Here is a 26,495-nt window from a genome sequence, read left to right on the forward strand (position 1 = left end):
CCCTGACGTCGCCGCCCGGCAATTCACCGGGTGTGTACACGCGTCAGCGCCCGGGGCCTTACGCTGCCCGCCATGGACAGCGCAGAGTACGAGCGGAAGATCGCTTCCCGCTTCGCCGCTTTCGATCAGGACGGCAACGGCTCCATCGACCGCGAGGACTTCAGCAAGGCCGCGGCCTCGGTTCTCGCCGAGTTCTCCGTGACGGCACGCTCCGACAGGGGCCAGGCCCTCTACAGCGGCGCCGAGGCGTTCTGGCAGGGCATGGCCGGGATCGCCGACGTGGACGGGGACCAGCGGGTCAGCCGAGAGGAGTTCGTGACCGGCGCGGTGAAGAGGCTGCGCGACAACCCCGAGCGGTTCGGCGAGATCGCCCGCCCGTTCCTGCACGCCGTCGTGGCCGTCGCCGACGAGGACGGCGCCGGTGTCACCCCGCACGCGGCGGCGCGGGTGCTGCGCGCCCTCGGCGTGGACCCCGAGGTCGCAGCGCAGGCCGCAGCGGCACTGGACCCGGACGGCGACGGCAGGATCTCCGAGAAGGAGATCCTGACGGCCTTTGCCGCGTACTGCGTCACCCCCGAGCAGCCCAGGTAGCAGGCAGGTCCCGGCCGCCCGCGCAGCCCGGGCGGCCCCTCACCCGAACCGCTCCCTGAGCCGGTACTTGAGCACCTTCCGCAGTGCCTCGTTGCGTGGCAGCGCGTCCACCACCTCCAGTTGTTCCGGGAGTTTGTGCACCGCGAGGCCCGACGTCCGAAGATGTGCGCACAGCGCCTGAAGCGTGGGGGCGTCCGTGCCCGGGGCCCGTTCGATCACGGCGCAGACGCGTTCGCCGCGGTCCGTGTCCGGCAGGCCGATCACCGCCGCGTCGCCCACCGCCGGATGCGTGTGCAGCAGGTCCTCGATCTCCTTGGCCGAGATGTTCTCGCCCTTGCGGATGATCACGTCCTTGAGGCGGCCGGTGAGCACGAGGTGGCCGCTGTCGGTGAGGTGGCCGAGGTCTCCCGTCCTCAGGAAGCCCTCGGAGTCGAACGGGCTCTCCGCGGCGCCCAGGTAGCCCTGGCAGACCGCCTCGCCGCGCAGTCGGACCTCGCCGTCGACGATGCGGATCTCCATCCCGGCGGGCGGCCGGCCCTCGGTGCCGGCGAGGTTCTCCGGGGTGTCGTCGGGGGAGCCCATGGTGATCATCGGGACCTCGGTCATGCCGTAGCCGTGGGCGAGCGCGCAGCCCATCTCGCGAATGACGGCGTAGTGGAGCTCCGGCGGCTTGGGCGCGCCGCCGCCCGCGAGCAGTCGCAGGGTGGGGATCAGCTTCTCGCCGGGCCGCTTGCGCTGTTCGGCCAGGAACATCGAGTAGAACGCGGTGGAGCCGCCGGCCGTCGTGACCCCGTGCCTGCGGTACTCGGCCAGCGCGTCGGGCAGCGCGAACGTCTCGAAGAGGACCGCCGGGAATCCGTACAGCAGCAGCATCACGAGGTAGTCGGCGCCGCCGATGTGCGCGAAGGGGAAGGCGATCGAGCCGACGTCGTCGGGGGTGAGGCGCAGCGCGTGGGCGAGGCAGGAGCCGCCCGCGATCAGGGAGCGGTCCGTGTGCAGGACGCCCTTGGGGTCGGAGGTGGTGCCGGAGGTCCAGTAGATCCAGCGCACGTCGGTCCCCGACGGGGGCGGTGGCGGCAGCACCGCGGGGTCGCCGTCGGGCAGCGATCCGTACGCCTCGAAGACGCCGCGCGCCCCGAGCCGCCGTGCCATCGCCGTGTGGTCGAAGCCCCGCCACTCGCCGGGCACGGCGAAGAACTCCGCCCCGGACTCGCGCAGGGCGAACCCGGTCTCGCGCTCCCGGTAGAAGGGGATCACGGGGGACTGCACGGCGCCGAGCCGGGCGAGGGCGACGGTCAGCAGCACGGTCTCGACGCGGGTGGGCAGTTGCCAGGCGACGACCGTGCCGGGTCGCACGCCCATCGCGTACAGCCCGGCCGCGGCGCGCTCGGCGCGCTCCCGCAGTCCGCCGAAGGTCAGGGTGCGCTCCTCCTGGAGGAGTACGGGGTGGTCCGGGGTGAGCGCGGCGCGCCGGACGACGAGCTCCCAGAGGGTGCGCGATGTGCCGAGTGCGTGTGCGGTCTCGTTCATGGCCGGCCCCTCCATAACTGACGGACCGTCAGAGAATAGGTCTCCGTGCCTTGTCGGTCCAGGGGTGCGGGGCTAGCCTGCGAACTGACGACCCGTCAGGAGCGGAGGTCCCATGGAACAGGAACTGCCCCGGATCGTGAGCGTCGACGACCATGTGATCGAGCCCGCGCACCTCTTCGAGACCTGGCTGCCGGCCAGGTACCGCGACCGCGGGCCCCAGCCGCTGACCGCGGGCATCGGCGAGCTCGCCTACGTCGGCGGGAAGTACCGCATCACGATGGACCCGGACGGGCCGCCGGCCGACTGGTGGATCTACGAGGACCTGAAGTTCCCGTACAAGCGCAACATCGCCGCCGTCGGCTTCGACCGCGACGACATGACGCTGGAGGGGATCACCCGCGCGGAGATGCGCCCCGGCTGCTGGGACCCGGCGGAACGGCTCAAGGACATGGACCTGAACCATGTCGAGGCGTCCCTGTGCTTCCCCACCTTCCCCCGCTTCTGCGGACAGACCTTCGCCGAGGCCCACGACAAAGAGGTCGCCCTCGCCTGCGTGCGCGCCTACAACGACTGGATGGTCGAGGAGTGGTGCGGCGACAGCGGCGGCCGGCTGATCCCGCTGTGCATCGTCCCCCTGTGGGACATCGGCCTCGCGGTGGCGGAGATCGAGCGCAACGCCGCGCGGGGCGTGCGGGCGGTGACCTTCTCCGAGATCCCCACCCACCTCGGGCTGCCGTCCATCCACTCCGGGTACTGGGACCCCTTCTTCGCGGCCTGCCAGGACACCGGCACCGTCGTCAACATGCACATCGGGTCCAGCTCCCAGATGCCCGCCGCGTCCCCCGACGCCCCGCCCGCCGTCCAGGCGTCCCTCAGCTTCAACAACGCCATGGCCTCGATGACCGACTTCCTCTTCAGCGGCGTCCTGGTGCGCTTCCCCCGCCTCACCCTCGCCTACAGCGAGGGGCAGATGGGCTGGATCCCGTACGCCCTCGAACGCGCCGACGACGTGTGGGAGGAGCACCGGGCCTGGGGCGGCGTGCGCGACCTGATCCCCGAACCGCCCTCCACCTACTACTACCGGCAGATCTTCTGCTGCTTCTTCCGCGACAAGCACGGCATCGCCTCGATCGACACCGTCGGCCGCGACAACGCCACCTTCGAGACCGACTACCCGCACGTCGACTCGACCTTCCCGCACACCAAGGAGGTCGCCCTCGACCATGTGAAGGACCTCGACGACGAGACCGTGTACAAGCTCATGCGCGGCAACGCCATCCGCATGCTCGGCCTGGACCTCGTCTGATGGACCTGACCCCCACGGCCGAGGAGGCGGAATTCCGGGCCCGGCTGCGCGCCTGGCTCGCCGTCGCCCTCCCGAAGCTGCCGCCGAAGCCGCCGCCGGACGACTGGCCTGCCCGGCGCGCGTACGACACCGCCTGGCAGCGGGCGCTGTACGACGCCGGGTACGGGGACGTGCACACGCACGCCCCGCCGGCCCTCCGGCTGGCCTTCCTGGAGGAGACCGAGCTCGCCGGGGCCCCTTACGTCGGCGCGAACTTCGTCGGACTGCTGCACGCCGGGCCCACCATCGCCGCCGAGGGCACCCCCGAGCAGCGGGAGCGCTGGCTGGAGCCCATCCTGCGCGGCGACGAGGTCTGGTGCCAGGGCTTCAGCGAACCGGACGCCGGCTCCGACCTCGCCTCCCTGCGCACCCGCGCCGTCCGCGACGGCGACGACTACGTCGTGACCGGCGCCAAGATCTGGACCTCGCACGCGGAGGTCGCCGACTGGTGCGAACTCCTCGTCCGCACCGGCCCTGTGGCCCCTGGAACCAACGCCCACCGCGGCATCACCTGGCTCGCCATGCCCATGGACGCCCCCGGCATCACCGTTCGGCCGCTGCGCACGCTCGCCGGAACGGCCGAGTTCGCCGAGGTGTTCCTCGACGAGGTGCGGGTGCCGGCGGCCAACCGGGTGGGCGAGGAGAACGACGGCTGGCGCGTCACCATGGTCACGCTCTCCTTCGAGCGCGGCACCGCCTTCGCCGGGGAGGTCGTCGCCTGCCGCCGCACCCTGTCCTGCCTGGCCCGCGCCGCACGCGACAACGGCCGCTGGGACGACGCCGTGCTGCGCCGCAGACTCGGCCGGCTGCACGCCGAGTTCACCGCGCTGTGGCGGCTCGTCCAGTGGAACGTGAGCGAGGCGGCCGCCACCGGCGGCGCCCCGGGCACCGGCGGCTCCGTCTTCAAGCTCCGCTACTCGCACGCCCGACAGGACCTGTACGACGCGGCCGCCGACGTCCTCGGCCCCGACGCGTTCGACCTCGGCCACGACTGGACGCGCGACCGGCTGTCCACCCTCGCGTACACGATCGCCGCCGGCACCTCCCAGATCCAGCGGAACATCGTTGCCGAGCGGACCCTCGGCCTGCCGAAGGGACGCTGATGGACTTCCGGCTCACCGACGACCAACGGGCCCTGCGGGCCGGGGTGCGCGACCTGCTCGCGGCCCGCTTCGGCCACCAGGCGCTGCGGGCCGCCGTGGCGGAGCCCCGGCTCGACCGCGGGCTGTGGCGGGAGCTGGGCGCGGTCGGATTCTTCTCCCTGCGGCTGCCCGAGGCGGACGGCGGGGCCGGTCTCGGCCTCCCCGAGGCCGTCCTCGCCTTCGAGGAGGCCGGACGGGTCCTGCTGCCGGGACCGCTGGTCGCCACACACCTCGCCGCGGGCCGCGTCCCCGGCGCCGCCTCCGGCGAGAGCGTCGTCACCGCGTCCGACGGCGCGCTCGTGCCCTGGCTGGACGCCGCCGACGCCGTCCTGGGGAAGCTCACCGACCCCGTGCCCGTACGGTCCCTCGACCCGCTGACCCCGCTGCACCGGGACACCGGCGGACGCGGCGGGCCGCCCGACCCCGTCGCCGTGCTGCTCACGGCCGCCGAGCAGCTCGGGTCCGCGGCCCGGACGACGGACATGGCCGCCCGGTACGCCCGCGAGCGCACCCAGTTCGGCCGGCCCATCGGCTCGTTCCAGGCCGTGGCGCACCTGTGCGCGGGGATGTTCGTCCGCACCGGACTCGCCCGCTCGGCCGTCTATGCCGCCGCCGTCACCGCCGATCCCGGCGAGATCGCCGGAGCCAAACTCCTCGCCGACGAGGCGGCCGTGCAGGGGGCCCGGGACTGTCTCCAGGTGTTCGGCGGAATGGGGTTCACCTGGGAGGCAGATGTCCATCTCCACCTCAAGCGCGCCTGGTTGCGGGCCGGGATGTGGCTCACGGCGGCGGAGGCGGAGGAGTTGCAGGCCGAGGCATTGGCCTCAGCGCTATGAAGCGTCACCGAGCGTCGATATCGGGTTGTGTCCTTCGGAGGACTCGTCACGGCCCGGAGTCGTCATGTCGCTCCGGTACGCTCCATGAGATGCAAGTCGCTGCGAGGACGAGGCGTCACGGCGCGGCCGGTCCGGCTGACCCGGTCCTGTCGATGCGCGCTGATCGGCCGGTGCGTGTGCGGTCTGCGAGCCTGTGTTCGACTCCCTGTGAGGTGCGTCGCACAGTATGCACCATGGGTACTCCTTCACGCTGGAATATGCCCGAAGCGCTTGTTGCAGTGACTGTACGTCAACCATGCTGTCCTGCAAGGGAATCACGTTCCGTGATGGCTGTGAGGCGCAAGGCGATGTGTCCGCCGGTTCGGATGGTGTGAGCGGTGCAGGTGCTTCAGGTGCAGTTGGAGGTCGGGCCCGATCCCGCGGAGGTGGGACGGGCGCGCAGATGGGCCCGTTCGCGTCTCCTGAGGTCAGGACTGGGTGACGACGAGCCACTGGCCGAGACGTTGATCCTGCTGATCTCGGAGCTCGTCACCAACGCCGTGGTGCACACCGGCTGTCCGGCGGTGCTGCGGATGCTGTTCGGCGCGGGACCGGCCGAGGCCGGAACCGTGCGGGTCGAGGTCGCGGACAGCAGCGCCTGCCCGCCCCGCCCCCGGCACGCGGAGGGCGACGACACGAACGGCCGCGGGCTCGAACTCGTCGACGGGCTCGCAGACCGCTGGGGCTGGACGCCGGAGGGAACCGGCAAGTCCATCTGGTGCGAGGTGGACCGATGTCCGGGCCCCGTACCGGCGGCGCCGCACACAGCAGGGCCGGTATGCGAGGCGGGGGCGTACGGGAGGGAGCCGTACGGCACGCTGCGCGCGACGGCGCGCGGCGCCTGACGTCCACCACCGATGCCCACGGCCGACGCCCAGGCCCTGTCCGGCCGGTCTTGCCGGCCTGATCGACAAGACACCCCCTAGAGGACGGCCACCGGAGCGACGGGCGTTCCCGTGCCGCCGACGAACGGCTCCGGCATCGCGCACAGCAGGAAGGCGTACCGCCCCTCTTCCCCGCAGGCCGTGGACAGCTCCTCCAGGTTCCAGTTCTGCCCCTGGATCATGCCCATCTCCACGAGGTCGAGCGCGTGCACGGCAAGCCAGAGGTTCTCGATCTCCGGCGGGAAGATCTCGAAGGTGAGCGTGTCGTTCGCCACGGCCGCGACGTCACGGGCGTGGAACCACTCGGGCGTACGGACGGAGAGGCCGGGCGAGGGGTAGCCGTAGCCGTGCCGGTCCCCGCCGAGGAGGAGCCGCATCTGCCCCGTCCGTACGAGGACGACGTCACCGGCCCGGACCGTGACCCCGCCGAACTCCGCCGCCTCGTCCAGGTCCTCGGGTGTGACCGCGTGGTCGCCGGGCAGCCGGTCCACCCCCTTCGCCCGCGCCACGTCCAGCAGGACGCCCCGTGAGACGACCGGCGGGGCCGTGCCGATGCCGCTGAAGCGGGCGCGGCCGTGCGGGGTGATGGAGTCGGCGGGACGGCCGTTGTAGAGCAGGCCCGAGTGCGAGGCGTGGGGGAGCGCGTCCCAGTGCGTCGCGCACTGGAGCCCCATCGTCACGATGTCGTCGCTGGTCGCGACGGTGCCGGGGCCGAAGAGCTCCTGGTTGATCTGCACCATGGCGTGCAGCGGGTTGACACGGCCCGGGATGACCCCGGTCTGGACGCCGTCCTGGTGGAGCGGGAGCGCGAGGGGGACGCGCAGCCCGTGCGTGACCGCGGCGGCGGCGTCCCGCACGGCGTCGCGCGTGATCAGGTTCAGCGTGCCGATCTCGTCGTCGGCGCCCCAGCGCCCCCAGTTGTTGACGCGCTTGGCGATCTCGTGGAACGCGGCGGGCAGGGACATGGCGCCTCCTGGGGCTTGTGCTCGGCTGTCCGTCGGGCCAAGAATCTAACGAACCGTCAGAAACCGCGGGAAGGGGCCGGTGTGGGGAACTTCTTGGCAGGCAAGGTGGTCGCCGTGACCGGCGCGGGACGCGGTATCGGCCGGGCGGTCGCGCTCGCCGCCGCGGCCGAGGGGGCGAAGGTCGTCGTCAACGACTACGGCGTCTCCGTCGCGGGCGGCGAACCGACGAGCGAGATCGCGGCGGGGGTGGTCAAGGAGATCGAGGCGGCGGGCGGCGACGCGGTCGCCGTCGCCGACGACATCTCCGCGATGGCGGGCGGGCAACGCGTCGTCGACGTCGCGCTGGAGCGGTACGGGCGGCTCGACGGGGTCGTGTGCGTGGCCGGGATCCTGCGCGAGCGGATGCTGTTCAACATGACCGAGGAGGAGTGGGACCCGGTCCTCGCCACTCACCTCAAGGGCACGTTCACGGTGTTCCGGGCGGCGTCCGCGGTGATGCGGCGGCAGGGCGCGGGCACGCTGATCGGCTTCACCAGCGGCAACCACCAGGGCTCGGTGTCGCAGGCGAACTACGCGGCGGCCAAGGGCGGCGTGATCTCCCTGGTCCGCAGCGCGGCGCTCGGCCTCCACAAGTACGGCGTCACGGCGAACGCGGTGGCCCCCGTCGCCCGCACCCGCATGTCGGCGCAGGTCCCCACGGAACTCACCGAGATCGGCGACCCGGAGGACGTGGCCGCGCTCGTGGTGTACCTGCTCTCGGACGCCGCGCGGGCGGAGGGCATCACCGGCCAGGTCTACACGGTGGCGGGCCCCAAGATCGCGGTCTGGGCCCAGCCGAGGGAACTGCGCGCCGCGTACGCGGAGGGCGGCGCGTGGACCCCCGCCCGTATCGCGGCGGCGCTCCCCGGCACGGTGGGCACGGACCCGATGCCGCTGCTGTCGCGCCTCGGGGACATGTCCGCAGCGGCGGCGCGCGGCGCCCGCCCGAACGCGTGAGACGGGGAGGAGCGGACATGGACGACGTCTTCGGAGGGCCCTCGGGGGAGCTCGACGCCGCCTTCCGGGACGAGGCCCGGAGCTGGCTGCGGGAGCATCCGCACGGCGGGCACACGCCCCGGTCGTGGGAGCGCGAGCTCGGGCGGGGCGGATGGGTCGGCATCGGATGGGGCACCACCCGGTACGGCAGCCGCAGAGCCGCCGGCCTCCTCCAGCAGGTCGTCTGGGCCGAGGAGTACGCCCGCGCCCGCGCCCCCGGCCGCCTCGGCCACATCGGCGAGCACCTCCTCGCCCCCACGCTCCTCGCCCACGGCAGCCCGGCCCAGCAGGACCGCTACCTGCCCGGCATCGCGCGCGGCGAGGACGTGTGGTGCCAGGGCTACAGCGAGCCGGGCGCCGGCTCCGACCTCGCCGGCGTCAGGACCGCCGCAGTGCGCGAGCGCGACGGCACGTACCGCGTCACCGGGCAGAAGATCTGGACCTCGCACGCCCGCGACGCCGACCACTGCTTCGTGCTCGCCCGCACCGAGCCGGGCTCGCGGCGCCACCACGGACTGTCGTTCCTGCTCGTCCCCATGGACCAGCCGGGACGGATCGAGGTCCGGCCCATCCGGCAGATGACCGGGACCGCGGAGTTCAACGAGGTCTTCTTCGACGGCGCGCACGCCCGCGAGACCGTGGGCGGGGAGGGCGCGGGCTGGCGCGTGGCCATGAGCCTGCTCGCCCGGGAGCGGGGCGTGTCCACGCTCGCCCAGCAGATCGGATTCGCGCAGGAACTGCGCGACGTCGTGCGCGCCGCCGTGGACAGCGGGGCCGTCGACCGGGACCCGGTCCTGCGGCACCGCCTCGTCCGGCAGTGGGCCGAGCTGCGCACCCTGCGCTGGAACGCCCTGCGCACCCTGGGGAGTTCGCCGGCGAAGGACGACGGCGCCCCGAACGTCGCCAAGCTCCTGTGGGCCCGCTGGCACCAGCGGCTCGGCGAGCTCGCCGTCGAGACACGCGGCGCGGCCGCCACCGCCGGCCCCGGTCCATGGTCCCCGGACGCGTACGAACTCCACGACCACCAGCGCCTGTTCCTGTCCACCCGGGCCGACACCATCTACGGCGGTTCGGACGAGATCCAGCGCACCGTCATCGCCGAGCGCGTGCTCGGCCTGCCCAAGGAGCCGAGGCCATGAGAGGCGTGGTGTTCGACGGTACGCAGGCACAGGTCGTCGACGACCTGGAGATACGCGAGCCCGGCCCCGGCGAGGTCCTCGTCGCGATCGCCGCCGCCGGGCTGTGCCACAGCGACCTGTCGGTGATCGACGGAACGATTCCCTTCCCGTCCCCGGTCGTCCTCGGCCACGAAGGCGCCGGGGTCGTCGAGGCGGTCGGCCCTGGCGTCGGCCATGTCGCGCCCGGCGACCACGTCTGCCTGTCCACCCTTGCGAACTGCGGCGCGTGCGCCGACTGCGACCGGGGACGCCCGACCATGTGCCGGCGTGCCATCGGCCGCCCCGGCCGGCCCTTCTCGCGCGGCGGCACGCCGGTGTTCCAGTTCGCCGCCAACTCCGCGTTCGCCGAGCGCACCCTCGTCAAGGCCGTACAGGCGGTGCGGATCCCAGCCGACATCCCCCTCACCTCCGCCGCGCTCATCGGCTGCGCGGTCCTCACGGGCGTCGGTGCCGTGCTGAACCGGGCCGGGACCGGGCGCGGGGACACCGTCGTCGTGATCGGCGCCGGTGGCATCGGCCTCAACGCCGTCCAGGGGGCCCGGCTCGCGGGCGCGTCGGCGATCGTCGCCGTGGACGCCAATCCGGCGAAGGAGGCCCTCGCGCGGCGATTCGGCGCGACGGATTTCCTCACCTCGGCGGCCGGCGTACGGGAGATCCTGCCGACCGGTGCCGACCACGTTTTCGAGTGCGTCGGCAGCCCGGCGCTGGTCCGGCAGGCGATCGACCTCCTCGACCGGCGGGGCCAGGCGGTCCTGCTGGGCATGACCTCGCCCACGGCGGAGGCCGCGTTCCTGCCGGCGTCGCTGTTCCTGGACAAGTCGGTCCTCGGCTGCCGGTACGGGTCGTCCCGGCCGCAGCACGACATCGCGCTCTACGCCGAGCTGTACCGGCGCGGCGAGCTGCTGCTCGACGAACTGGTCACCGAGACCTACCCGGTCGAGGACTTCGCGAAGGCGGCGGACGACGCCCACCACGGGCGGGTGGCCCGCGGCGTGCTCACCTTCTGAGAGGGGGCGCGTCGGGAACGAGACACCCTCGCGCCGTACCGAAGGACGCGTCCTTGGGACCCGCATGCAGTACGGGCCCGTGTCCGGTCGATCACAGAGGTCGTTGTCCAGCCGTATCGCAGCCCCCACTCGAAGCGCAGGGAGACACCATGAGCGTCAACGCCGAGCACAGGCGCCAGTTCGAGGAGATCGACACCGACGGCGACGGCTACATCACCGCGGCCGAGCTGAAGGAGTCCCTCCAGGGCAACGGCAAGGTCAGCGCCGAAAACGTCGCCGTGATCGTCGAGATGGCCGACACGGACGGGGACCGCCGTATCGACCTGGACGAGTACGCGAAGTTCGTGAGGTAGGCAGGCGGAATCCGCAGCGGCCCGGCGATGACGGCCAGGGACCAACGGCTCATCGCCGGGCCGATGCCGCGCGGAACGTGCGGCGGTAGACCGTCGGGGGGACCCCTAGGGGGTGTCCGGCGGATCTTGGCCGGGGCCACGACGCCTGGCACGGCACCTCGCCGCGTTGCCGAAATGCCCCAATAGCTCCGCTATCAGGGCACTCCGGCGCCTTGCGATGCACCGCACCAGACGCCGCGTCCTATCCGGCCCTGATCCACCGGACACCCCCTAGCGCCGACTGCAGGTGCTGACGCATCGACTGGGCCGTGCCGAAGCCCGCATCCCGTGCCACCTGGTCCACCGACAGGTCCGTGGACTCCAGCAGGTGCCGGGCCCGCTCCACGCGCTGCTTGGTGAGCCACTGGCCGGGGCTGACGCCGACCTCCTCGCGGAAGCGCCGGGTGAAGGTCCGTACGGACATCGACTCAGGTGCGGGCCGGCTCGTTGAGTGGGACGCTGCGGGACCACAACTCTTCGGCATGCTCTGCGAATCTCTCGAACATGCCACGCTCGCCGCGCCGCTGGACATGCATCAGAGGCGAGTCATGGCCGACGAGCCGGGCGAGATGCGGCGTGATGAGCGCTTGGTCGTCCATACGGAACACGGACAGGCTCACGTGATTCGATGCATCCTCCGAAGCGCTGTAGCGGGCCTCGATTCCCTCGGTGTCACGCAACTTGGCCAGTTCTTCAAGGGTCATACGGATTCGGGTCGAGACAGTCAGCGCCACGCCTTCGATCTCTTCCCGCCGCTGGGTCACCGCATTCTCGGGGTTGCCGAGGAGGAATCGGACACGGCAGCCGGCCTTGGCCTTGGCGCGCAGTATGTCGGGGAAGGTCGGGACCTGTGTCCATAGAAAGTAGTTGGTGTATCCGGCGAACATCAGATCGTTCGTCGCATCCGTGATGAGCTGTGCCCAGACGGTCGACGGACACGCCGACCGGTACGGGTAGGTGGAGACGATCTCCCGATCGCCTCCGATCTTGATCCGCTCCCGCACCGCTCGTGGCCACAACATGTCCGCTTCAACTCCCAGTGCCTGCGACGCGTCTTCTCTGTTCCTGGCGTGGGGAATCAGCTCTTCGTCGCTGATCCACCTCTCCACGGTCTTCCCTGAAACTCCTACTCGGATGGCGAGCTGCCGTGGGGACAGTCCGGCCGAATCCATAGCAGCACGTAAGGCTCGGTTCAAGGGTCCTCCCCATGACGTCTCGACGTTTTCGACGATAGCTCCCCAACATCTCAACTGTGCCCAGGCAAAGCCGAATTCGCTCCAAATCGCGGCCGATGATGTGCGGGCATGCAGAACCCCGGCGACCGCTGTCACGGTCCCGGGGCTTGGCCAACGCTTATGAGGAGCGTCGACATGAAGCACCATAAGGCTCCGCAGACCGCGGACTCAGATCAGGGCGACTCCAGGCCGGTCGACCTCGTCACGATCCGGAACACCGCCCGGCGCGTGCTGGCACTCGGCGGGGCGCCGCCACTGATCGAGGACCTCGACAAACTGATCGGCGCCCTGCGTGGGTACGTCCAGCTGTTGGTCCCGGAAATCCGAGCACTGATCCGTACGGCGCCTGCCGGCGACATCCCGGCCGCCGTCGCCCAAGTCGGCATCGACGAAGCATGGCGGCGGTTGAACACCGGCAGGGGCTTCGGCCCGGACGCCGACTACCGGCACGCCAAAAAGGTGGCGCTGTCCGTACGGTCCCTCTGCGACCACTACGAGAACCTCAACCCGCGGGCTCGCTGAACCAGCGCGCACCACACTCACGGCGACCGCTTCGGGTCCAGGGCCGCAGCAGAGCACCCGCTCCGGCTGACATCAAGCGAGGTGATCCTCGCGCACCGGCTGCTGGTCGCATCCTTCCGCCGAACAGACGTCTCAACTTCTCGGCACGGCACGGTCAGGCGACCACGTCCCAACCAGCCGCGTGGAATGGCAACCGTGCCATGCCGGAAAAGTCCTGGCGCTCAACAGATGCGCCGATCAGTGCTCCATCACGCCAAACGGATGGGACAGGCTCATGAACAAAGTGCTCGTTACCGGCGGCGCCGGCTTCATCGGATCGCACTTCGTCAAACGTCTCCTGCAGGCCGACGACGTGGCCACGGTGACCGTGCTCGACGCTCTCACGTACGCCGGTCATATGGAGAACCTCGGGGAGGCGTTCTTCTCTCCGAAGCTGACGTTCGTCCAGGGCAACATTCTCGACGCCGAACTCGTGGACGACTTGGCCAGGCAGCACACGGCGATTGTGCACTTCGCGGCCGAGTCGCACGTGGACCGCTCGTTCCTGGAAGCGGGCAGCTTCCTGGCCACGAACGTGTTCGGAACCCAGATCCTCCTGGACGCCGCAATGCGGCATGGCCTCCAGAAGTTCGTCCACGTCTCCACGGACGAGGTGTACGGGCCTCTGCTGTCGGGCTCCGCCACTGAGTTCGACCTGCTGCGGCCCACCGTTCCCTACGCCGCGTCCAAGGCCGCCAGTGACCTTGTGGCGCTGTCGTACTTCCACACCTACGGCGTCCCCGTGTGCGTCACCCGCTCCTCCAACAACTACGGCGCGGGCCAGCACCCCGAGAAGATCATCCCCCTGTTCGTCACCCGGCTCCTCAAAGGGCGTGGGGTCACCCTGCACGGGGACGGCGGGCACGTGAGGAACTGGCTCCACGTCGAGGACAACTGTCACGGCGTCGAACGAGTCCTGACCGACGGCACGCCCGGCGAGGTCTACAACATCGGCGGCGGCACGGACCTCACCAACAAGCAACTGACGGAGATCCTCCTCCGGCTGTGCGGCGCCGGTTGGGACTCCGTCGCGTTCGTCGCCGACCGCACAGCCAACGACCGCCGTTACGCCATGGACTGCACGAAGGCCGCCGCCGCTCTCGGCTACCAGCCCACATGGGCGCTGGAGGACGGGCTGGCGCAGACGGTCGACTGGTACCGCAAGAACCCCCACCGCTGGGCTCCGCTCCTGCGGAACCCGCATGCGCAGATGCCGGCGATCAGCCTCAGGACAGCCACACAGACGGGAACGACCCATGCGTGAACGACAGGCGCACCAGTCGGCGATCGAGCCCGCCACTCAGAATGCAAGGCCGTTCCTCCACGGCGCTGAGCTGGAGGCCGTACGTACGGTGCTGGACAGCGGACAGTACGGCCACGGAGAGGTCACCGAACGATTCGAGCAGGCGCTCGCAGCCTTCCTGGGCGTTCCGGATGTGGTCGCCGTCGCGTCCGGCACGGCCGCGCTCCATATCGGCCTCGTCGCGGCCGGTATCGGCCCCGGGGACGAGGTGATCGTCCCTTCCATGACGTTCTGCGCAACTGTGCAGGCGATCGAGGCGACAGGAGCGCGACCGCGCTTTGCCGAGGTCGACCCTGACACGCTGTGCATCACCAGCCAGAACGTGCTGGAGGCGATCACCCCGGCGACCCGTGCGGTGATGCCGGTCCTCTACGGTGGCAGGCCGGTCGATCTGACCGCCATCCACGGCGAGCTGGCCATCCGGAACATCACGATCGTGGAGGACGCCGCACACGCCTTCGGCTCCTTCTGTGGCAGCAGGCGCGTCGGGGCCACCGGCCTGGTGACCTGTTTCAGCTTCGGCCCGATCAAGAACCTGACGTGCGGCCAGGGCGGCGCGATCGTCCCGCGCAGCCTGGAAGAGGCCACGCACGCCCGACGGATGCGCCTGCTGGGCATGGTGGAGCCACCCGCGGAACGCGCCCGCAGTACGTCGTATCGGGTTGAGGGTTTCGGGCTCAGGGCGCAGATGTCGCAGATCAACGCAGCGATCGGTCTGGTGCAGCTCGAGTACTTCCCAACGATGGAGGCCCAGCGCAAGGACCTGTGGCGGGACTACACCAGGGCGTTGAAGAACGTGGACGGGGTGGCCCTGGTAGACGTGGACGTGGAGCAGTCCGTTCCCTCTCTGTGCGCGGTGCGGGTTCCCGGCCGGGACCGCGTCTTCGAGATCATGCGCAGCCGTGACATCGGTGTGGGTGCCCACTACCCTCCCAACCACCTCCAGCCCGCTTTCTCGCGCTGGCATCGGCCGCTGCCGGTCACGGAGCAGATCGGATCCGAGATCATGACGCTCCCGTTCCACCCGGCCATGGGTCCCCACGAGGTGAGCGCGGTCGTTTCGGCGCTGGAAGGGGCATTGAGGTGAGGCGCGCCGCCGTACTGGGCAAGGGGGCGCTGGCGGTCCACGCCTGCGAGACGATTGCGGCGCTGCCTGGCATCGCCCTGGACACGGTGATCCCGAACAGCGTCGAACCGGAATGGGAAATCCGCCTTTCGGACTGTGTGGTGGAGCGCTGGCCCACGACGCGCATCCTTCGCTCCGGTGACTGGCGAGAGCTGGAGCCTGGCCGCTGTGACCTCGTCTTCAGCGTCCTCTACGACAAGATTGTTGGCCCCAGCCTGGTCGACGCGACCGAGACGATCATCAACTGCCACCCCGGCCGGCTCCCCCACTACCGGGGCGCGCGGCCGGTGAACTGGGCGCTGCGCAACGGTGAGAGCATGCACGGCGTCACGATCCACGTCATCGACTCCGGTATCGACTCCGGGCCCGTGCTGGCGGAGGCCTTGTTCTCCATCTGGCCGGACATCGACGAGGTGAGAGATGTTTGGGAGCGGTCCATGCGCCATGCGCAGTTGCTCATCTCCGACACGTTGCCTCGTCTCGGCCGGATCACTCCCCGGCAGCAGGACGAATCCGCGGCGGTGACGCACTACAGGCGAGACAGCGGAGCCCTTGGTGACCGCAGCGACTGGACCAGGGCACTGTCGTCCGACGGCGCCTGATCCCGCAACGTACGGTCAGTGGCGGGCGGCGGCGGAGAGCAACACATCTACCAGGCGCTCCGCCGCGTCCGGCCGGCCATGCGACCGGGCCCGCTCGGCGATGCCCGTGCGGCGCCCCGGGTCCGTGAGCAGCGGACCCACGGCGCTTTGCAGACCCGTCGGCGAGACACCGTCGAGCAGGGCGACCGCGGCACCGGCGTCCTGCAAGTGGCGTGCGTTGTGCATCTGTTCCCCGCCCGCAGACGAGGCGAGCGGAATGAGGACAGCCGCCTTGCCCAGAGCGGTCAGCTCGGCGATCGTCCCGGCTCCGCTGCGTGAGATCACCACATCGGCCAGGGCGAGGACGTCGGGCAGCTCCGGGCCGACGAAGCCGGTCAGGTAGTACCGACCCGCCAGGTCCGTGGGAAGCGTGGCCGCGAACCGGCGCAGTGCGGTGACATTCGCCTCGCCGCACTGGTGGACCACGTTGGCCTGAGCCAGAAGCCACGGCAGGATGCTGCGCACGGTGTCGTTGATCTGTGCCGAGCCTTGGGCGCCACCGGTCACGTAAACGGTGGGCAGAGCCCGGTCGAAGCCCCGAAGCCCCAGCACCTGCACTGCCTTGTCGGCCTGTCCGGTCGATACCTCGGGCCGTACTGGATTGCCGGTGACCACGGCTGCTTCCCGCGTCGACTCGGGAAGCAGCGGCAGGGTGGCTTCGGAGGAAACTGCGACCTTCGTTGCGGCACGGGCGAGTGCCCTGTTGGCGAGGCCGAGCCGCACGGTCTGCTCGTGGACCACCAGCGGCCGGCGACACATCTTGGCGGCCAGTCCCACCGGGACGGCCACGTAGCCGCCCGTGGCGAGCACCACGTCGGGTCGGTAATCGGAGACGATCTTTCGTGCCTGACTGACGCCGCGGGGGACGTTGCTCATGTCCTTCACGTTGGCCGGCGACACCAGCTTGAGCGGGTTCTTGGAGCGGCGGATCTTGCCGGTGGCGACCTCCGCGAACGCAATGCCCTCGGCGGCTGCGACACGGCACTCCAGGCCGTCGGCCGTTCCCACCCACAGGACGTCCAGTGCTCCACCGCCGGCCGCAAGCCTGGCTTGCAATGTGCGCAGTGCGGTGAGCGCAGGATAGGTGTGACCGCCGGTGCCGCCACCCGTGACGATCAGACGGAAGGCGCGATCCGTAGCGTTCGGAGCGCGGCTGACGGTCTCACGGTCCATGAAGAGTCTCCCCATCTGGCTTCGGGCTCGGACCGAGCCTCCCACACGCGCGGTCGCTGAGGGGTGCCCGTCAGCCGTTCCCCGCCCCCGCGCGGAACGTGCGGCGGTAGACCGTCGGGGGGACCCCCAGCGCCGACTGCAGGTGCTGACGCATCGACTGGGCCGTGCCGAAGCCCGCATCCCGTGCCACCTGGTCCACCGACAGGTCCGTGGACTCCAGCAGGTGCCGGGCCCGCTCCACGCGCTGCTGGGTGAGCCACTGGCCGGGGCTGACGCCGACCTCCTCGCGGAAGCGCCGGGTGAAGGTCCGTACGGACATCGACTCCTGCTCCGCCATGTCGCGCAGCTGGATCGGCTCGTGCAGGCGGGCGATCGCCCAGGCGCGGGCCGAGGTCGTGGTCGCCACCTGCGGTTCGGGCAGCGGGCGGTGGATGAACTGGGCCTGGCCGCCGTCCCGGTGCGGCGGGACCACCGTGCGGCGCGCGACCTCGTTGGCGACGGCCGTGCCGTGGTCGCGGCGCACGATGTGCAGGCACAGGTCGAGCCCGGCCGCGACTCCCGCCGACGTGAGCACGTCCCCGTCGTCGATGAACAGGACGTCCGCGTCGACCCGTACGGACGGGAACAGCCGCTGGAAGTGCTCGGCCGCCGACCAGTGCGTGGTGGCGGGCCGGCCGTCGAGCCAGCCGGCCGCGGCCAGGACGTAGCCGCCGGTGCAGATGGAGACCATGCGGGTGCCGGGCCGGATGTACGCGAGTGCGGCGGCCAGGTCGTCGGTGAGGCGCCCCTCCTCGTAGACGGGGCCGAGCTCGTACGAGGCCGGGACGACGACCGTGTCGGCGGTGGCCAGCACCTCGGGCCCGTGCTCGACGGCGACCGAGAAGTCGGCGTCCGTCCGGACCGGGCCCGCGGTGAGGCCGCAGGTGAGGATCTCGTACAGGAAGCGGCCCTCGGCGTCCTTGGCGCGGCCGAAGATGCGGTGCGGAATGCCCAGCTCGAAGGGGAGCAGTCCGGTCAGCGCCAGGACCACTACCCGATGCTTTCTCACCTCGGTCATGGCCCGATCCTAGCGAATGCTGTCCTTCGGGCCACTCGTTGCGCACGGTACGGACGCCGAAGCTGGGTGACGTGACCCAGACAACCGCCCCGCACACCGGCTCCCGCCGGCCGCTCCGCCGTCCTCCCCGTGTCCACCGCGCGTGGTTCGTCGCCGCCGTCACCTTCGTGACGATCATCGGCGCCGCCGCCTTCGCCTCCCTGCCGGGCCTGCTGATCGAGCCGCTGCACGAAAGGTTCGAGTGGTCGCGCGGCACGATCGGCTTCGCCGTCTCGGTCAACCTCGCGCTGTACGGGCTCACCGCGCCGTTCGCCGCGGCGCTGATGGACCGGTTCGGCATCCGCCGGGTCGTCGCGGTCGCCCTCACCGTGATCGCGGCGGGCTCCGTCCTCACGGTGTGGATGACCGAGCCGTGGCAGCTCGTCCTGTACTGGGGCATCCTCGTCGGCCTCGGGTCCGGCTCGATGGCGCTCGCCTTCGCCGCGACCGTCACCAACCGCTGGTTCGTCCGGCGCCGCGGCCTCGTCACCGGCATCCTCACCGCGGCGGGCGCGTCCGGGCAGCTGGTCTTCCTGCCCCTGCTGGCCTGGCTGGTGGAGCACCACGGCTGGCGGCCCGCCGCGGTCACCGTCGCGCTCGCCGCGCTCGCCGTCGTCCCGTTCGTGTGGCTGCTGCTGCGCGACCACCCGGCGGACGTCGGCCTCGCCGCGTACGGCGCCGAGGGCTTCACACCCAAGCCCGACCCCGTGCCGGGCGCGGCCCGCCGCGCGCTCACCGTCCTGTTCAGGGCGGCCCGCACCGGTCCCTTCTGGCTGCTCGCCGGGACCTTCGCGATCTGCGGCGCCTCGACGAACGGCCTGGTCAAGACCCACTTCGTGCCCGCCGCCCACGACCACGGCATGCCGATCACGGCGGCCGCCTCGCTGCTCGCCGTCATCGGTGTCTTCGACATTGTCGGCACCATCGCGTCGGGCTGGTTCACGGACCGCTTCGAGGCGCGCCGGCTGCTCGCGGTCTACTACGCGCTGCGCGGCGTCTCGCTGCTGTTCCTGCCGATGCTGCTGGCGCCCTCCGTGCAGCCACCGATGATCTTCTTCATCGTCTTCTACGGCCTGGACTGGGTGGCCACGGTCCCGCCGACCATCGCCCTGTGCCGCGAGCACTACGGCGACGACAGCGCGATCGTCTTCGGCTGGGTCCTCGCCTCCCACCAGGTGGGCGCCGCGGCGGTGGCGTTCGCCGGCGGTGTGGCGCGCGACGTGTTCGGCTCGTACGACGTGGTCTGGTACGCCTCGGGGGCGCTGTGTGCGGCGGCCGCGCTCATGGCCCTCGTCATCCGCCGGAAGCCGCTGCCGAAGGTCGTGCCGGCGGCCGGCTAGAAAGCGAGTCGCCGCGGGCCCGGTGCGACTACCCGCCGGACCCGGGGTACCTGCTGCGCACGGACACGGGCCGCCCGCTGCCGGAGCAGACCCCGCCGGAGCGGCGCGATCCGCGACCGGCCTGGTGAGGCGGCCGGTCAGCGGCGCCGGATCTCGACCATGAAGCAGCCGAACTCGACGGCGCGCACATGGACGAGCGCCACGTCCGGGTCGGCGAAGACCTCCCGCAGGACGCCGTCGACCTCGGCCGCCCGCTCCTTCGGGAGCTCGACGAGCGTGCCGCCGAGGATGCGCCCGTCGGCACCGTAGGCGCGCAACACCCGGCGCGCGCCGTGGAGTTCGGCCGGATCGCCGGAACCCGGCAGTCGGCCCCCGCACTCCCCGGCGTGCACGAAGACGGGACCGACCTCGTCGTACGGGCCCGGTTCGGCGCCCGTCGCGGCCGCCCAGCGGCGCAGCGGCGCGTACGAGACGAGGACGATGCGCTCCCCGGCCTCGCTGTGCCGCAGGCAGCAGCGCAGCGGAGCGCCGCCCTCGGGGTCGGTGTACGGGCGCGGGACGAGCCCGGCGTCGTCGCGCTCGCGCAACTGCTTCAGTACGACGGGGGCGATGGCGAGAGCCTCATGGCGGATGTCCATGCGCCCAGCATCGGGCCCGCCCCGCCCGCCTGCCGGCGGGATTCAGACGTCGAGGCGCCCGAACCGGCCCCGGTGGAACAGCAGCGGCGCGGCGTCGTCCCGGGCGTCCAGCGCCTCGACCCGGCCGACCACGATCAGATGGTCGCCGCCGGTGTGGACGGCGTGGACGGTGCAGTCGACCCAGGCCGCGACCCCGTCCAGCAGCGGCGCGCCCGTCACCGGCGCCGGACGGTGGTCCACCCCCGCGAACTTGTCCGCGCCGCTCACGGCGAACCCCCGGCACAACGCGCCCTGGTCCTCGGCGAGGACGTTGACGCAGAAGGCCCCGGCGCGGGCGATGCGCGGCCAGGTCGTCGAGGCGCGCCCGACCATGAAGACGACGAGCGGCGGGTCGAGCGAGAGCGAGGCGAAGGACTGGCACGCGAACCCGGCGGGCCCGTCCTCGTCGTGCGCCGTGACGACGGTGACGCCGGTGGCGAAGTGCCCGAGCACCCGCCGGAACGCGCCGCCGTCGACGCCCGCACGCTCGTCCTCCCCGACGGCCCGCAGCCGCGCCCGTCGCGCCCCTTCGTACGCTCCGGGCGAGACGGTCGCGGCTCCGACGGACTGGAGATAGCGAACGGCAGTGGCGGCCATGGCGGCGTGTCCCATCATGGATTCCATTGAACCTGACGGAGCGTCAGATGAGAATGCCCGTGCGCGTCCGCAGGCCGGTGCCCTACCGCCCCTCGAACCCCGCCGGCCGCCGCTCGACGAAGCTCGTCACGCCCTCCGTCGCGTCCCGCGTCGTCATGGTGATCTCCTGGGCCCACGCCTCCGCCGCGAACGACGTCGCCCGGTCCGTGTCCAAAGACGCGTTCACCAGTTGCTTCGTCAGCACCAGCGCCCTCGTCGGGCCCGACGCCAGGCGGTTCGCCCACGTGTGGGCCGTCTTCTCCAGGGCGTCCGCCGGGACCACCCGGTTCACCAGGCCGAGGCGTTCCGCTTCGTGTGCCGGGAGCGCGTCGCCGAAGAACATCAGTTCCTTGGTGCGCTGCGGGCCGATAAGGCGCGGCAGCAGATACGCCCCGCCCCCGTCCGGGACCAGCCCCCGCCGCACGAACACCTCGACGAACCGCGCGTCCTCGGACGCCAGCACCAGATCGCACGCGAACGCCAGATGCGCGCCGATGCCCGCCGCCGTGCCGTTCACCGCCGCGATCACCGGCTTCTCGCAGTCCAGTACCGCCCCGATCAGCCGCTGCGCGCCCAGCCGGATCATCCGGGCGACGTCACCCGGCAGCCGTTCGCCGGCCGTCGTGGCCGGGGAGCCGCGCAGGTCGGCCCCCGCGCAGAAACCCCGCCCCGTCGCCGTCAGCACCACCGCCCGCACGGCCGGGTCCTCGGACGCCGAGCCGAGCAGCCCGATGATCCGCTCCCGCTGCTCCCACGTCACCGCGTTCATCGCCTCGGGCCGGTTCAGCGTGATCCACGAGACGCCGCCGGCGCACGCGTGCAGTACCTCGTCGGCCGTCACCGGCACACCGCCAGCGCGTCCAGCGCCACCGCGCCCTGCCCCCGCGGCAGCACCATCAGCGGGTTGATGTCCAGCTCGGACAGCACCCCGCCCAGTTCGAGCGCCATCCGCTGCACCCGCAGCACCACCTCGACCAGCGCGTCCACGTCCACCGGCGGCCCGCCCCGCACCCCCTCCAGCAGCGCCCGGCCGCGCAGTTCGGCGAGCATCGCGCGCGCCTGGTCCTCGCCGAACGGCGGGACGCGCACGGCCACGTCGTTCAGCACCTCCACCAGCACGCCTCCGAGTCCCGCCGTCACCGTCGGCCCGAACAGCGCGTCCTGGGTGACGCCGACGACCATCTCCACCCCGCGCTCGACCATCTGGCACACCAGCACCCCGTCGAGCTCGATGCCCTCGTAGCGGGCGATGTCGGTCAGCTCGCGATAGGCGTCGCGCACCTGGCTCGCCGAGGTGAGCCCGATCCTGACCAGGCCCAGCTCGGTCTTGTGCGCGAGGCGCGGCGCGGACGCCTTCATCACCACCGGGTAGCCGACCAGACCCGCCGCCCGCACCGCCGCCGCCGCGCTCGTCACCAGCTGCTCGCGCGGCACCCGGATCCCGTACGCCCGCAGCAGCTGCTTCGCCGCGTGCTCGCTCAGCTGCTCGCCCGGCCGCATCAGCGCCTGCGCCTTGCGGAAGGACGGGGAGGGGGTGCGCGGCGCCTCGTCGAACGGCGAGACGTAGCCGTTGGTGAAGCGGTGGTGCGCCAGATGGGCCCGTACGGCCGTGATGCAGTTGGCGAACGTACGGAACGTCGCCACGCGCGAGGACCCCAGCAGCGTCGACCGGTACGCCTCCTCCGTCCCGACCGGCGACCCCCACACCACGCACACCAGCTTGTCCGTGGTCTCGGCGGCATCCACCAGGTCCTGGGCGAGCCGGTCGCTCATCGGCGGGAACGGGCCCGTGATCGGGCAGATCAGCACCCCGATCGCGGGGTCGTCGAGCAGCGCGTCGATGATCTTCCGGCCCCGTTCGTCGCCGACCGGGTGGCCGCCGTTGTCCACCGGGTTCGCCACGTTCAGGTACGCCGGGATCCACTGGTGCAGCTCGGCCTGCCGGGCCTCGGACAGCCTCGGGATGCGCAGGCCCGCGGCCGTCGCCAGGTCCGCGAAGTGCGCGCCCGTGCCACCGGATATCGCGTACACGGCGACCCCGTCGGAGACCGGGGGACGGGCACGGGCCAACAGGGCGGCAGTGTCCTGGAGTTCGTCCAGGCCGTCGACCCGGATCACGCCGTACTGGCGCATCGCCGCGTCCACCACCGTGTCCGTCCCGGTGAGCTTGCCGGTGTGCGTGGCGGCCGTCCGCGCGCCGGTCTCGGTGCGGCCCACCTTGACCGCGACGACCGGCACCTTGCGGCGCGCGGCCCGGTCGGCGGCGAGCAGGAAGGAGCGCCCGTCCCGTAGCCCCTCCAGGTAGCACGCGATGGCCCCGACCTCCGGCTGCTCGGCGAAGTACGCGATGAAGTCCGCGCTCTCCAAGTCCGCCTCGTTCCCGGTCGGCGCCCAGTGCGAGAGGCGTACGCCGAGCTCCTGCAGGGCGAACACCGGCCTGCCCTGGTGTCCGGACTGGGTGACCAGCGCCACGGCGGGGCCTTCCAGGTCGTCGCGGAAGTGCTCGAAGGCGTTGAGGTTGGTGTTGGGTCCGAGCAGCCGGACGCCGGCGCGCTCGGCCGCCGCGGCGAGCCGCGCCTGCGCGGCCGCGCCCTCGGGGCCGGTCTCCGCGTAGCCGGACGCGAAGGCCACGGCGAACCGCGCCTTCGCCTCGGCGAGTTCCTCGACCACGGGCAGCGGGTCGGAGACCAGGAGGACGGCCAGATCGACCGGTGCGGGCAGGTCGCGCACGGACCGTACGCACGCGCGCCCGAAGACGGACGCGCGGGACGGGTGCACGGGGTGCAGCCGGGCCCCGACGCGCTCGGCCCAGGCGACGAGCTGCCGGGTGATGCCGGCGTTCGGGCGGCCCTCGGTGTCGGACGCGCCGACGACGGCGACGGACGAGGGCCGGAAGAACCGGTCGAGGTCCGGCACGGCCGCGTACAACGGCCGTCCGCTGACGTCGGCCTCGCCCGCCGCGTCCGTGACGGCGGCGGTTTCGTGAACGGCGTCCCCGGTCGGCTCGCCGCAGGCGACGACGCGCGCGCGGAGGTCGGAGGTGAGGGTGCCGTGAGTTGATCCGAGCATCGCTGGTCCCCGCTCCCGCTCGACGGTGCGGGCCGACTGGCCCAATAGCTGACGCTCAGTCAGATTAGCGAACTGACTGAGCGTCAGGAACCGCTCGTACGCAAACTGTGCCGATGCGCCGTGCCGGCGCCGGTCCGCCCTGCGCCGGCCCGCCGGGCTGCCGCGCCGGGTCCGCGGCGCCCTGCGTCCTGCCGGTCGGCCCGTGCCGGTCCGCCCTGCGCCGCGCGCTGTGTCGTGTCGGTCCGCCGTACCCGTATTGCGTCGTGCGGTCTGCGGCGCCCTGCGTCGTGCGGATCCGCGGTGCGGTCCGCCGGGCTGCCGCGCCGGGTCCGCGGCGCCCTGCGTCGTGCCGGTCCTCCGGCCGGTCCGCCCGTGGCGGTTCGCCGTGCCCGGCGCCGCCGGTGCGCGACAACGGCCGCGCCGGGCGTCGGTCGTTGATCAGGCCGTGGTCCGGCCCGGGGTGCCCGTCGTCAGGCCGGCGACCGGCCGGGCCCGCCCGGCCCCGGTCAGGCCGTCCGGCGGGCGTGGGCGCGGGACACCGCTCGCGCGATCCGGTTCGCGTCCTTCGCCAGCTCCCGCAGCATCCCGCTGATCGGGTTCGTGAAGCCCGTGAAGTACAGACCCGGCGCCCCCGCCGGGCAGCGGCCGCCCCGCACGAGTGGGCGGCCGGCGGTGTCCAGTACGTCGAGGTGGCCCACCAGGTCCTCAAGACCGCGCCGGTAGCCCGTCGCGGCGATCACCGCGTCCGCCGTCAGCCGGGTGCCGTCCGCGAGGACCACCTTCCGGTCGTCGAACGACTCGACCGCCGCGACCACTTCGACCCGCCCCGAGCGCACCGCGTCTATCAGGCCCGGGTCCTGGACCGGGACCGCGCCCTCCCGTGCGCGCGAGTACAGGCCGGTGTCCGGGCGCGGCAGGCCCTGGGCGGCGAGGTCGGGCACGGTCAGCCGGCACAGCAGCGCGGCCGCCCGGTCCACCAGCCACACCGGCAGGCGGCGTCCGAGGATGCCCGAGCGCTGGGCGGGCCAGCCCGCCGTGGAGCGGCGCACCAGGTGCGGGACGGTGCGGATCGCGAGGCGGATGTGCGCCGCGCCGCCCGCCACGAGGTCGACCGCGATCTCCGCGCCGGTGTTGCCCGCGCCCACGACCAGGACGTCCTTGCCCGCGTAGGGGGTGGCGTCGCGGTAGCGCGAGGCATGGACGAGCCCGTCCCCGTACGCCTCCAGGCCCGGCCAGTCGGGCACGTGAGGGGTGTGGTTGTAGCCGGTGGCCACCACGACCGCGCGGCCGGTCAGTTCACGGCCTCCGCTCGCCCGCAGCAGCCAGTCCGTGCCCGCCCGCTCGATGCGGGACACCTCGACGCCCGTGACGATCTCCAGCTCGTGGTGCTCGGCGTACGTCTCCAGGTAGCGGATCACGTCGTCGCGCGCGACCCAGCGCCCGAACGAGCGCGGCATCGGCAGGCCGGGCAGTCCGGACAGCGTGCGGGTGGTGTGCAGGCGCAGCCGGTCGTAGTGACCGCGCCAGGAGGCACCGACGGAGCCGGACCTCTCCAGCACCACGGCCCGTACGCCCCGTTCCCGCAGCGCGGCCGCGGCGGCGAGTCCGCCGGGGCCGCCGCCGACGACGTAGACGGGCCGGTCGTCCGTGCGGTCGATGCCCTTGATCCTGCCCATATCGTCGGTCATGGACGGTGAGCGTAAATCTTCCGTTTTCTTGATGGGTCTCGGTCAAGACCTCGTTCGGTTGCGAATGGGTCACGCCTGTGGAGGTCTTGCGTCCGTCGGCCCGATCCGCTGAACTGACATACCGTCAGATCTGCTGGCTGGATGGGAAGAGGGGTGGGCGATGCGGACCGTCTGGCTCAGCGGCGCCGAATGGGCCGCCGTACTGCGCATCGGTCTCGGCCTGTGGTGGCTGGAGAGCTGGCGCCACAAGGACAGGAAGGGCTGGTTCGAGCGCGGCACCGGCATCACCTGGGCCGCCGGCATCGCGCGGGAGCACCGCTGGCCCGCCGTGCGCACAGGCTTCGAGAAGGTCGTCGCCCCCCGCCCCCGGCTGATGGCGTACGTCGTCGTGTACGCCGAACTCGCCCTCGGTCTCGGCCTGGTCAGCGGCCTGCTCACCCCGGTCGCCCTCGTCGGCGGGCTGCTCCTCAACCTGTTCTATCTCGTGCTGATGATCCACGACTGGGCGGAGCAGGGGCAGAACGCCATGATGGCGCTGATCTCCCTCGTCGCCCTCTTCGCCATGTCCTGGCAGACCTGGTCCCTCGACCACGCGATCGGACTCTTCCCGTGACGGCCACCCCGGGCATCGACGACTTCACCCGCCCCTTCTGGGACGCGGCTGCGGCCGGTGCCCTGCTGGTGCGCCGCTGCGGCGACTGCGGCAGGGCGCACCACTACCCGCGCGAGTTCTGCCCCCACTGCTGGAGCGAGAACGTCGGCTGGGAGCGGGCGAGCGGCCGGGCCACGCTCTACACGTGGTCCGTCGTGCACCGCAACGACCTCCCGCCGTTCGGCGACCGGGTCCCGTACACGGCCGCCCTCGTCGAGCTCGACGAGGGGCCGCGGATGATGACCGAGGTCGTCGCGTGCCCGGCGGCGGACCTCGCCGTCGGCATGCAGCTCGTCGCGGCGTTCCGTACGGGGGATGACGGCGTCACGGTCCCGGTCTTCCGCCCGGCGTGAC

General features: G+C 71.9%; 26 protein-coding genes and 1 pseudogene. 16 read left to right on the top strand and 11 right to left on the bottom strand.

All coding sequences use genetic code 11. From position 1 onward, the window contains the following. Window positions 1-72: 72 nt before the first annotated feature. Window positions 73-591, top strand: coding sequence for an EF-hand domain-containing protein (locus ACF08N_RS24625; protein ID WP_392326833.1), 519 nt, complete (start codon window positions 73-75; stop codon window positions 589-591). 39 nt (window positions 592-630) lie between these two features. Here ACF08N_RS24625 and ACF08N_RS24630 read toward each other — a convergent pair whose 3' ends face one another. Further along, window positions 631-2,121, bottom strand: coding sequence for a class I adenylate-forming enzyme family protein (locus tag ACF08N_RS24630; protein ID WP_392326834.1), 1,491 nt, complete (start codon window positions 2,119-2,121; stop codon window positions 631-633). Between the two features lie 112 nt (window positions 2,122-2,233). On the opposite strand from ACF08N_RS24630, the gene ACF08N_RS24635 reads away from it, so the two are divergent. The 4 genes from ACF08N_RS24635 to ACF08N_RS24650 all read left to right on the top strand — a co-directional run bounded on the left by ACF08N_RS24635 (window position 2,234) and on the right by ACF08N_RS24650 (window position 6,328). Further along, window positions 2,234-3,427 carry an amidohydrolase family protein gene (locus ACF08N_RS24635; RefSeq protein ID WP_392326835.1) on the top strand — a complete coding sequence of 398 codons (1,194 nt, stop codon included), beginning with the start codon at window positions 2,234-2,236 and terminating at the stop codon, window positions 3,425-3,427. Further along, the gene (locus ACF08N_RS24640) at window positions 3,427-4,569 is read left to right on the top strand and encodes an acyl-CoA dehydrogenase family protein (RefSeq protein ID WP_392326836.1); all 1,143 of its coding nucleotides are present in this window, start codon (window positions 3,427-3,429) and stop codon (window positions 4,567-4,569) included. Before ACF08N_RS24635 ends, ACF08N_RS24640 begins: the two co-directional genes overlap by 1 nt. Continuing rightward, window positions 4,569-5,444 carry an acyl-CoA dehydrogenase family protein gene (locus ACF08N_RS24645; RefSeq protein WP_392326837.1) on the top strand — a complete coding sequence of 292 codons (876 nt, stop codon included), beginning with the start codon at window positions 4,569-4,571 and terminating at the stop codon, window positions 5,442-5,444. Before ACF08N_RS24640 ends, ACF08N_RS24645 begins: the two co-directional genes overlap by 1 nt. A 377-nt stretch (window positions 5,445-5,821) precedes the next feature. Continuing rightward, the gene (locus ACF08N_RS24650) at window positions 5,822-6,328 is read left to right on the top strand and encodes an ATP-binding protein (RefSeq protein ID WP_392326838.1); all 507 of its coding nucleotides are present in this window, start codon (window positions 5,822-5,824) and stop codon (window positions 6,326-6,328) included. Between the two features lie 77 nt (window positions 6,329-6,405). Here ACF08N_RS24650 and ACF08N_RS24655 read toward each other — a convergent pair whose 3' ends face one another. Beyond that, complete coding sequence (locus tag ACF08N_RS24655; protein ID WP_392326839.1) at window positions 6,406-7,332, bottom strand: cyclase family protein; 927 nt, start codon at window positions 7,330-7,332, stop codon at window positions 6,406-6,408. A gap of 81 nt (window positions 7,333-7,413) precedes the next feature. Between ACF08N_RS24655 and ACF08N_RS24660 the strand changes: the two genes are divergently transcribed. From ACF08N_RS24660 to ACF08N_RS24675, 4 genes are all read left to right on the top strand, one after another. Further along, window positions 7,414-8,328: an SDR family oxidoreductase gene (locus ACF08N_RS24660; protein ID WP_392326840.1), complete on the top strand. Its 915-nt coding sequence runs from the start codon at window positions 7,414-7,416 to the stop codon at window positions 8,326-8,328. 17 nt (window positions 8,329-8,345) lie between these two features. Continuing rightward, window positions 8,346-9,506 carry an acyl-CoA dehydrogenase family protein gene (locus ACF08N_RS24665; RefSeq protein ID WP_392326841.1) on the top strand — a complete coding sequence of 387 codons (1,161 nt, stop codon included), beginning with the start codon at window positions 8,346-8,348 and terminating at the stop codon, window positions 9,504-9,506. Continuing rightward, window positions 9,503-10,552, top strand: coding sequence for a Zn-dependent alcohol dehydrogenase (locus ACF08N_RS24670; RefSeq protein WP_392326842.1), 1,050 nt, complete (start codon window positions 9,503-9,505; stop codon window positions 10,550-10,552). Before ACF08N_RS24665 ends, ACF08N_RS24670 begins: the two co-directional genes overlap by 4 nt. 149 nt (window positions 10,553-10,701) lie before the next feature. Next, on the top strand, window positions 10,702-10,905 hold the full coding sequence (locus tag ACF08N_RS24675) for an EF-hand domain-containing protein (RefSeq protein WP_392326843.1): 204 nt from the start codon (window positions 10,702-10,704) through the stop codon (window positions 10,903-10,905). Between the two features lie 241 nt (window positions 10,906-11,146). On the opposite strand, the pseudogene ACF08N_RS24680 reads toward ACF08N_RS24675, so the two are convergent. Both ACF08N_RS24680 and ACF08N_RS24685 read right to left on the bottom strand, forming a co-directional pair. Continuing rightward, window positions 11,147-11,374 (bottom strand): annotated as a pseudogene (locus ACF08N_RS24680) (helix-turn-helix domain-containing protein); the annotation flags it as partial. Beyond that, entirely contained in the window at window positions 11,373-12,053 is a 681-nt protein-coding gene (locus ACF08N_RS24685) for a DUF5919 domain-containing protein (RefSeq protein ID WP_392326844.1), read from the bottom strand. The pseudogene ACF08N_RS24680 and the gene ACF08N_RS24685, both read right to left, overlap by 2 nt. 261 nt (window positions 12,054-12,314) lie before the next feature. On the opposite strand from ACF08N_RS24685, the gene ACF08N_RS24690 reads away from it, so the two are divergent. The 4 genes from ACF08N_RS24690 to ACF08N_RS24705 all read left to right on the top strand — a co-directional run bounded on the left by ACF08N_RS24690 (window position 12,315) and on the right by ACF08N_RS24705 (window position 15,771). Beyond that, window positions 12,315-12,701, top strand: coding sequence for a DUF6415 family natural product biosynthesis protein (locus tag ACF08N_RS24690; protein ID WP_392326845.1), 387 nt, complete (start codon window positions 12,315-12,317; stop codon window positions 12,699-12,701). 274 nt (window positions 12,702-12,975) lie between these two features. Then, on the top strand, window positions 12,976-14,004 hold the full coding sequence (gene rfbB / locus ACF08N_RS24695) for a dTDP-glucose 4,6-dehydratase (RefSeq protein ID WP_392326846.1): 1,029 nt from the start codon (window positions 12,976-12,978) through the stop codon (window positions 14,002-14,004). Further along, on the top strand, window positions 13,997-15,130 hold the full coding sequence (locus tag ACF08N_RS24700; protein WP_392326847.1) for a DegT/DnrJ/EryC1/StrS family aminotransferase: 1,134 nt from the start codon (window positions 13,997-13,999) through the stop codon (window positions 15,128-15,130). The genes rfbB and ACF08N_RS24700 overlap by 8 nt, the downstream gene beginning before the upstream one ends. Next, the gene (locus ACF08N_RS24705) at window positions 15,127-15,771 is read left to right on the top strand and encodes a formyltransferase family protein (protein WP_392326848.1); all 645 of its coding nucleotides are present in this window, start codon (window positions 15,127-15,129) and stop codon (window positions 15,769-15,771) included. Before ACF08N_RS24700 ends, ACF08N_RS24705 begins: the two co-directional genes overlap by 4 nt. A gap of 15 nt (window positions 15,772-15,786) precedes the next feature. On the opposite strand, the gene ACF08N_RS24710 is transcribed toward ACF08N_RS24705, so the two are convergent. Then, window positions 15,787-16,983 carry a glycosyltransferase gene (locus ACF08N_RS24710; RefSeq protein ID WP_392326849.1) on the bottom strand — a complete coding sequence of 399 codons (1,197 nt, stop codon included), beginning with the start codon at window positions 16,981-16,983 and terminating at the stop codon, window positions 15,787-15,789. 70 nt (window positions 16,984-17,053) lie between these two features. Next, a complete protein-coding gene (locus tag ACF08N_RS24715; RefSeq protein WP_392326850.1) occupies window positions 17,054-18,040 on the bottom strand; it encodes a GlxA family transcriptional regulator in 987 nt (328 codons plus the stop codon). Window positions 18,041-18,111: 71 nt separating this feature from the next. On the opposite strand from ACF08N_RS24715, the gene ACF08N_RS24720 reads away from it, so the two are divergent. Further along, entirely contained in the window at window positions 18,112-19,419 is a 1,308-nt protein-coding gene (locus ACF08N_RS24720; protein WP_392326851.1) for an MFS transporter, read from the top strand. Window positions 19,420-19,556: 137 nt separating this feature from the next. Here ACF08N_RS24720 and ACF08N_RS24725 read toward each other — a convergent pair whose 3' ends face one another. From ACF08N_RS24725 to ACF08N_RS24745, 5 genes are all read right to left on the bottom strand, one after another. After that, a complete protein-coding gene (locus tag ACF08N_RS24725) occupies window positions 19,557-20,057 on the bottom strand; it encodes a DUF1203 domain-containing protein (protein ID WP_392326852.1) in 501 nt (166 codons plus the stop codon). Between the two features lie 42 nt (window positions 20,058-20,099). Beyond that, on the bottom strand, window positions 20,100-20,693 hold the full coding sequence (locus ACF08N_RS24730) for a flavin reductase family protein (RefSeq protein ID WP_392326904.1): 594 nt from the start codon (window positions 20,691-20,693) through the stop codon (window positions 20,100-20,102). A gap of 82 nt (window positions 20,694-20,775) precedes the next feature. Continuing rightward, the gene (locus ACF08N_RS24735; protein ID WP_392326905.1) at window positions 20,776-21,501 is read right to left on the bottom strand and encodes an enoyl-CoA hydratase/isomerase family protein; all 726 of its coding nucleotides are present in this window, start codon (window positions 21,499-21,501) and stop codon (window positions 20,776-20,778) included. A 68-nt stretch (window positions 21,502-21,569) separates the two neighbouring features. After that, window positions 21,570-23,801: an acetate--CoA ligase family protein gene (locus ACF08N_RS24740; protein ID WP_392326853.1), complete on the bottom strand. Its 2,232-nt coding sequence runs from the start codon at window positions 23,799-23,801 to the stop codon at window positions 21,570-21,572. A 506-nt stretch (window positions 23,802-24,307) separates the two neighbouring features. Then, on the bottom strand, window positions 24,308-25,489 hold the full coding sequence (locus tag ACF08N_RS24745) for a flavin-containing monooxygenase (RefSeq protein ID WP_392326854.1): 1,182 nt from the start codon (window positions 25,487-25,489) through the stop codon (window positions 24,308-24,310). Between the two features lie 160 nt (window positions 25,490-25,649). Between ACF08N_RS24745 and ACF08N_RS24750 the strand changes: the two genes are divergently transcribed. Together ACF08N_RS24750 and ACF08N_RS24755 are read left to right on the top strand one after the other, a co-directional pair. After that, the gene (locus tag ACF08N_RS24750; protein ID WP_392326855.1) at window positions 25,650-26,102 is read left to right on the top strand and encodes a DoxX family protein; all 453 of its coding nucleotides are present in this window, start codon (window positions 25,650-25,652) and stop codon (window positions 26,100-26,102) included. Continuing rightward, window positions 26,099-26,494: a Zn-ribbon domain-containing OB-fold protein gene (locus ACF08N_RS24755; RefSeq protein WP_392326856.1), complete on the top strand. Its 396-nt coding sequence runs from the start codon at window positions 26,099-26,101 to the stop codon at window positions 26,492-26,494. The genes ACF08N_RS24750 and ACF08N_RS24755 overlap by 4 nt, the downstream gene beginning before the upstream one ends. Window position 26,495 lies beyond the last annotated feature (1 nt).

The organism is Streptomyces sp. NPDC015127 (assembly GCF_043080095.1).
In the GTDB taxonomy this organism is placed as follows: Bacteria; Actinomycetota; Actinomycetes; order Streptomycetales; family Streptomycetaceae; genus Streptomyces.

Excerpts from the sequence above, each read along its gene's own strand:
- ACF08N_RS24625 (WP_392326833.1), top strand. The coding sequence starts at position 73 with ATGGACAGCGCAGAGTACGAGCGGAAGATCGCTTCCCGCTTCGCCGCT.
- ACF08N_RS24630 (WP_392326834.1), bottom strand. The coding sequence starts at position 2,121 with ATGAACGAGACCGCACACGCACTCGGCACATCGCGCACCCTCTGGGAG.
- ACF08N_RS24635 (WP_392326835.1), top strand. The coding sequence starts at position 2,234 with ATGGAACAGGAACTGCCCCGGATCGTGAGCGTCGACGACCATGTGATC.
- ACF08N_RS24640 (WP_392326836.1), top strand. The coding sequence starts at position 3,427 with ATGGACCTGACCCCCACGGCCGAGGAGGCGGAATTCCGGGCCCGGCTG.
- ACF08N_RS24645 (WP_392326837.1), top strand. The coding sequence starts at position 4,569 with ATGGACTTCCGGCTCACCGACGACCAACGGGCCCTGCGGGCCGGGGTG.
- ACF08N_RS24655 (WP_392326839.1), bottom strand. The coding sequence starts at position 7,332 with ATGTCCCTGCCCGCCGCGTTCCACGAGATCGCCAAGCGCGTCAACAAC.
- ACF08N_RS24665 (WP_392326841.1), top strand. The coding sequence starts at position 8,346 with ATGGACGACGTCTTCGGAGGGCCCTCGGGGGAGCTCGACGCCGCCTTC.
- ACF08N_RS24670 (WP_392326842.1), top strand. The coding sequence starts at position 9,503 with ATGAGAGGCGTGGTGTTCGACGGTACGCAGGCACAGGTCGTCGACGAC.
- ACF08N_RS24675 (WP_392326843.1), top strand. The coding sequence starts at position 10,702 with ATGAGCGTCAACGCCGAGCACAGGCGCCAGTTCGAGGAGATCGACACC.
- ACF08N_RS24690 (WP_392326845.1), top strand. The coding sequence starts at position 12,315 with ATGAAGCACCATAAGGCTCCGCAGACCGCGGACTCAGATCAGGGCGAC.
- rfbB (WP_392326846.1), top strand. The coding sequence starts at position 12,976 with ATGAACAAAGTGCTCGTTACCGGCGGCGCCGGCTTCATCGGATCGCAC.
- ACF08N_RS24700 (WP_392326847.1), top strand. The coding sequence starts at position 13,997 with ATGCGTGAACGACAGGCGCACCAGTCGGCGATCGAGCCCGCCACTCAG.
- ACF08N_RS24710 (WP_392326849.1), bottom strand. The coding sequence starts at position 16,983 with ATGGACCGTGAGACCGTCAGCCGCGCTCCGAACGCTACGGATCGCGCC.
- ACF08N_RS24715 (WP_392326850.1), bottom strand. The coding sequence starts at position 18,040 with ATGACCGAGGTGAGAAAGCATCGGGTAGTGGTCCTGGCGCTGACCGGA.
- ACF08N_RS24725 (WP_392326852.1), bottom strand. The coding sequence starts at position 20,057 with ATGGACATCCGCCATGAGGCTCTCGCCATCGCCCCCGTCGTACTGAAG.
- ACF08N_RS24730 (WP_392326904.1), bottom strand. The coding sequence starts at position 20,693 with ATGGCCGCCACTGCCGTTCGCTATCTCCAGTCCGTCGGAGCCGCGACC.
- ACF08N_RS24735 (WP_392326905.1), bottom strand. The coding sequence starts at position 21,501 with ATGAACGCGGTGACGTGGGAGCAGCGGGAGCGGATCATCGGGCTGCTC.
- ACF08N_RS24740 (WP_392326853.1), bottom strand. The coding sequence starts at position 23,801 with ATGCTCGGATCAACTCACGGCACCCTCACCTCCGACCTCCGCGCGCGC.
- ACF08N_RS24745 (WP_392326854.1), bottom strand. The coding sequence starts at position 25,489 with ATGACCGACGATATGGGCAGGATCAAGGGCATCGACCGCACGGACGAC.
- ACF08N_RS24750 (WP_392326855.1), top strand. The coding sequence starts at position 25,650 with ATGCGGACCGTCTGGCTCAGCGGCGCCGAATGGGCCGCCGTACTGCGC.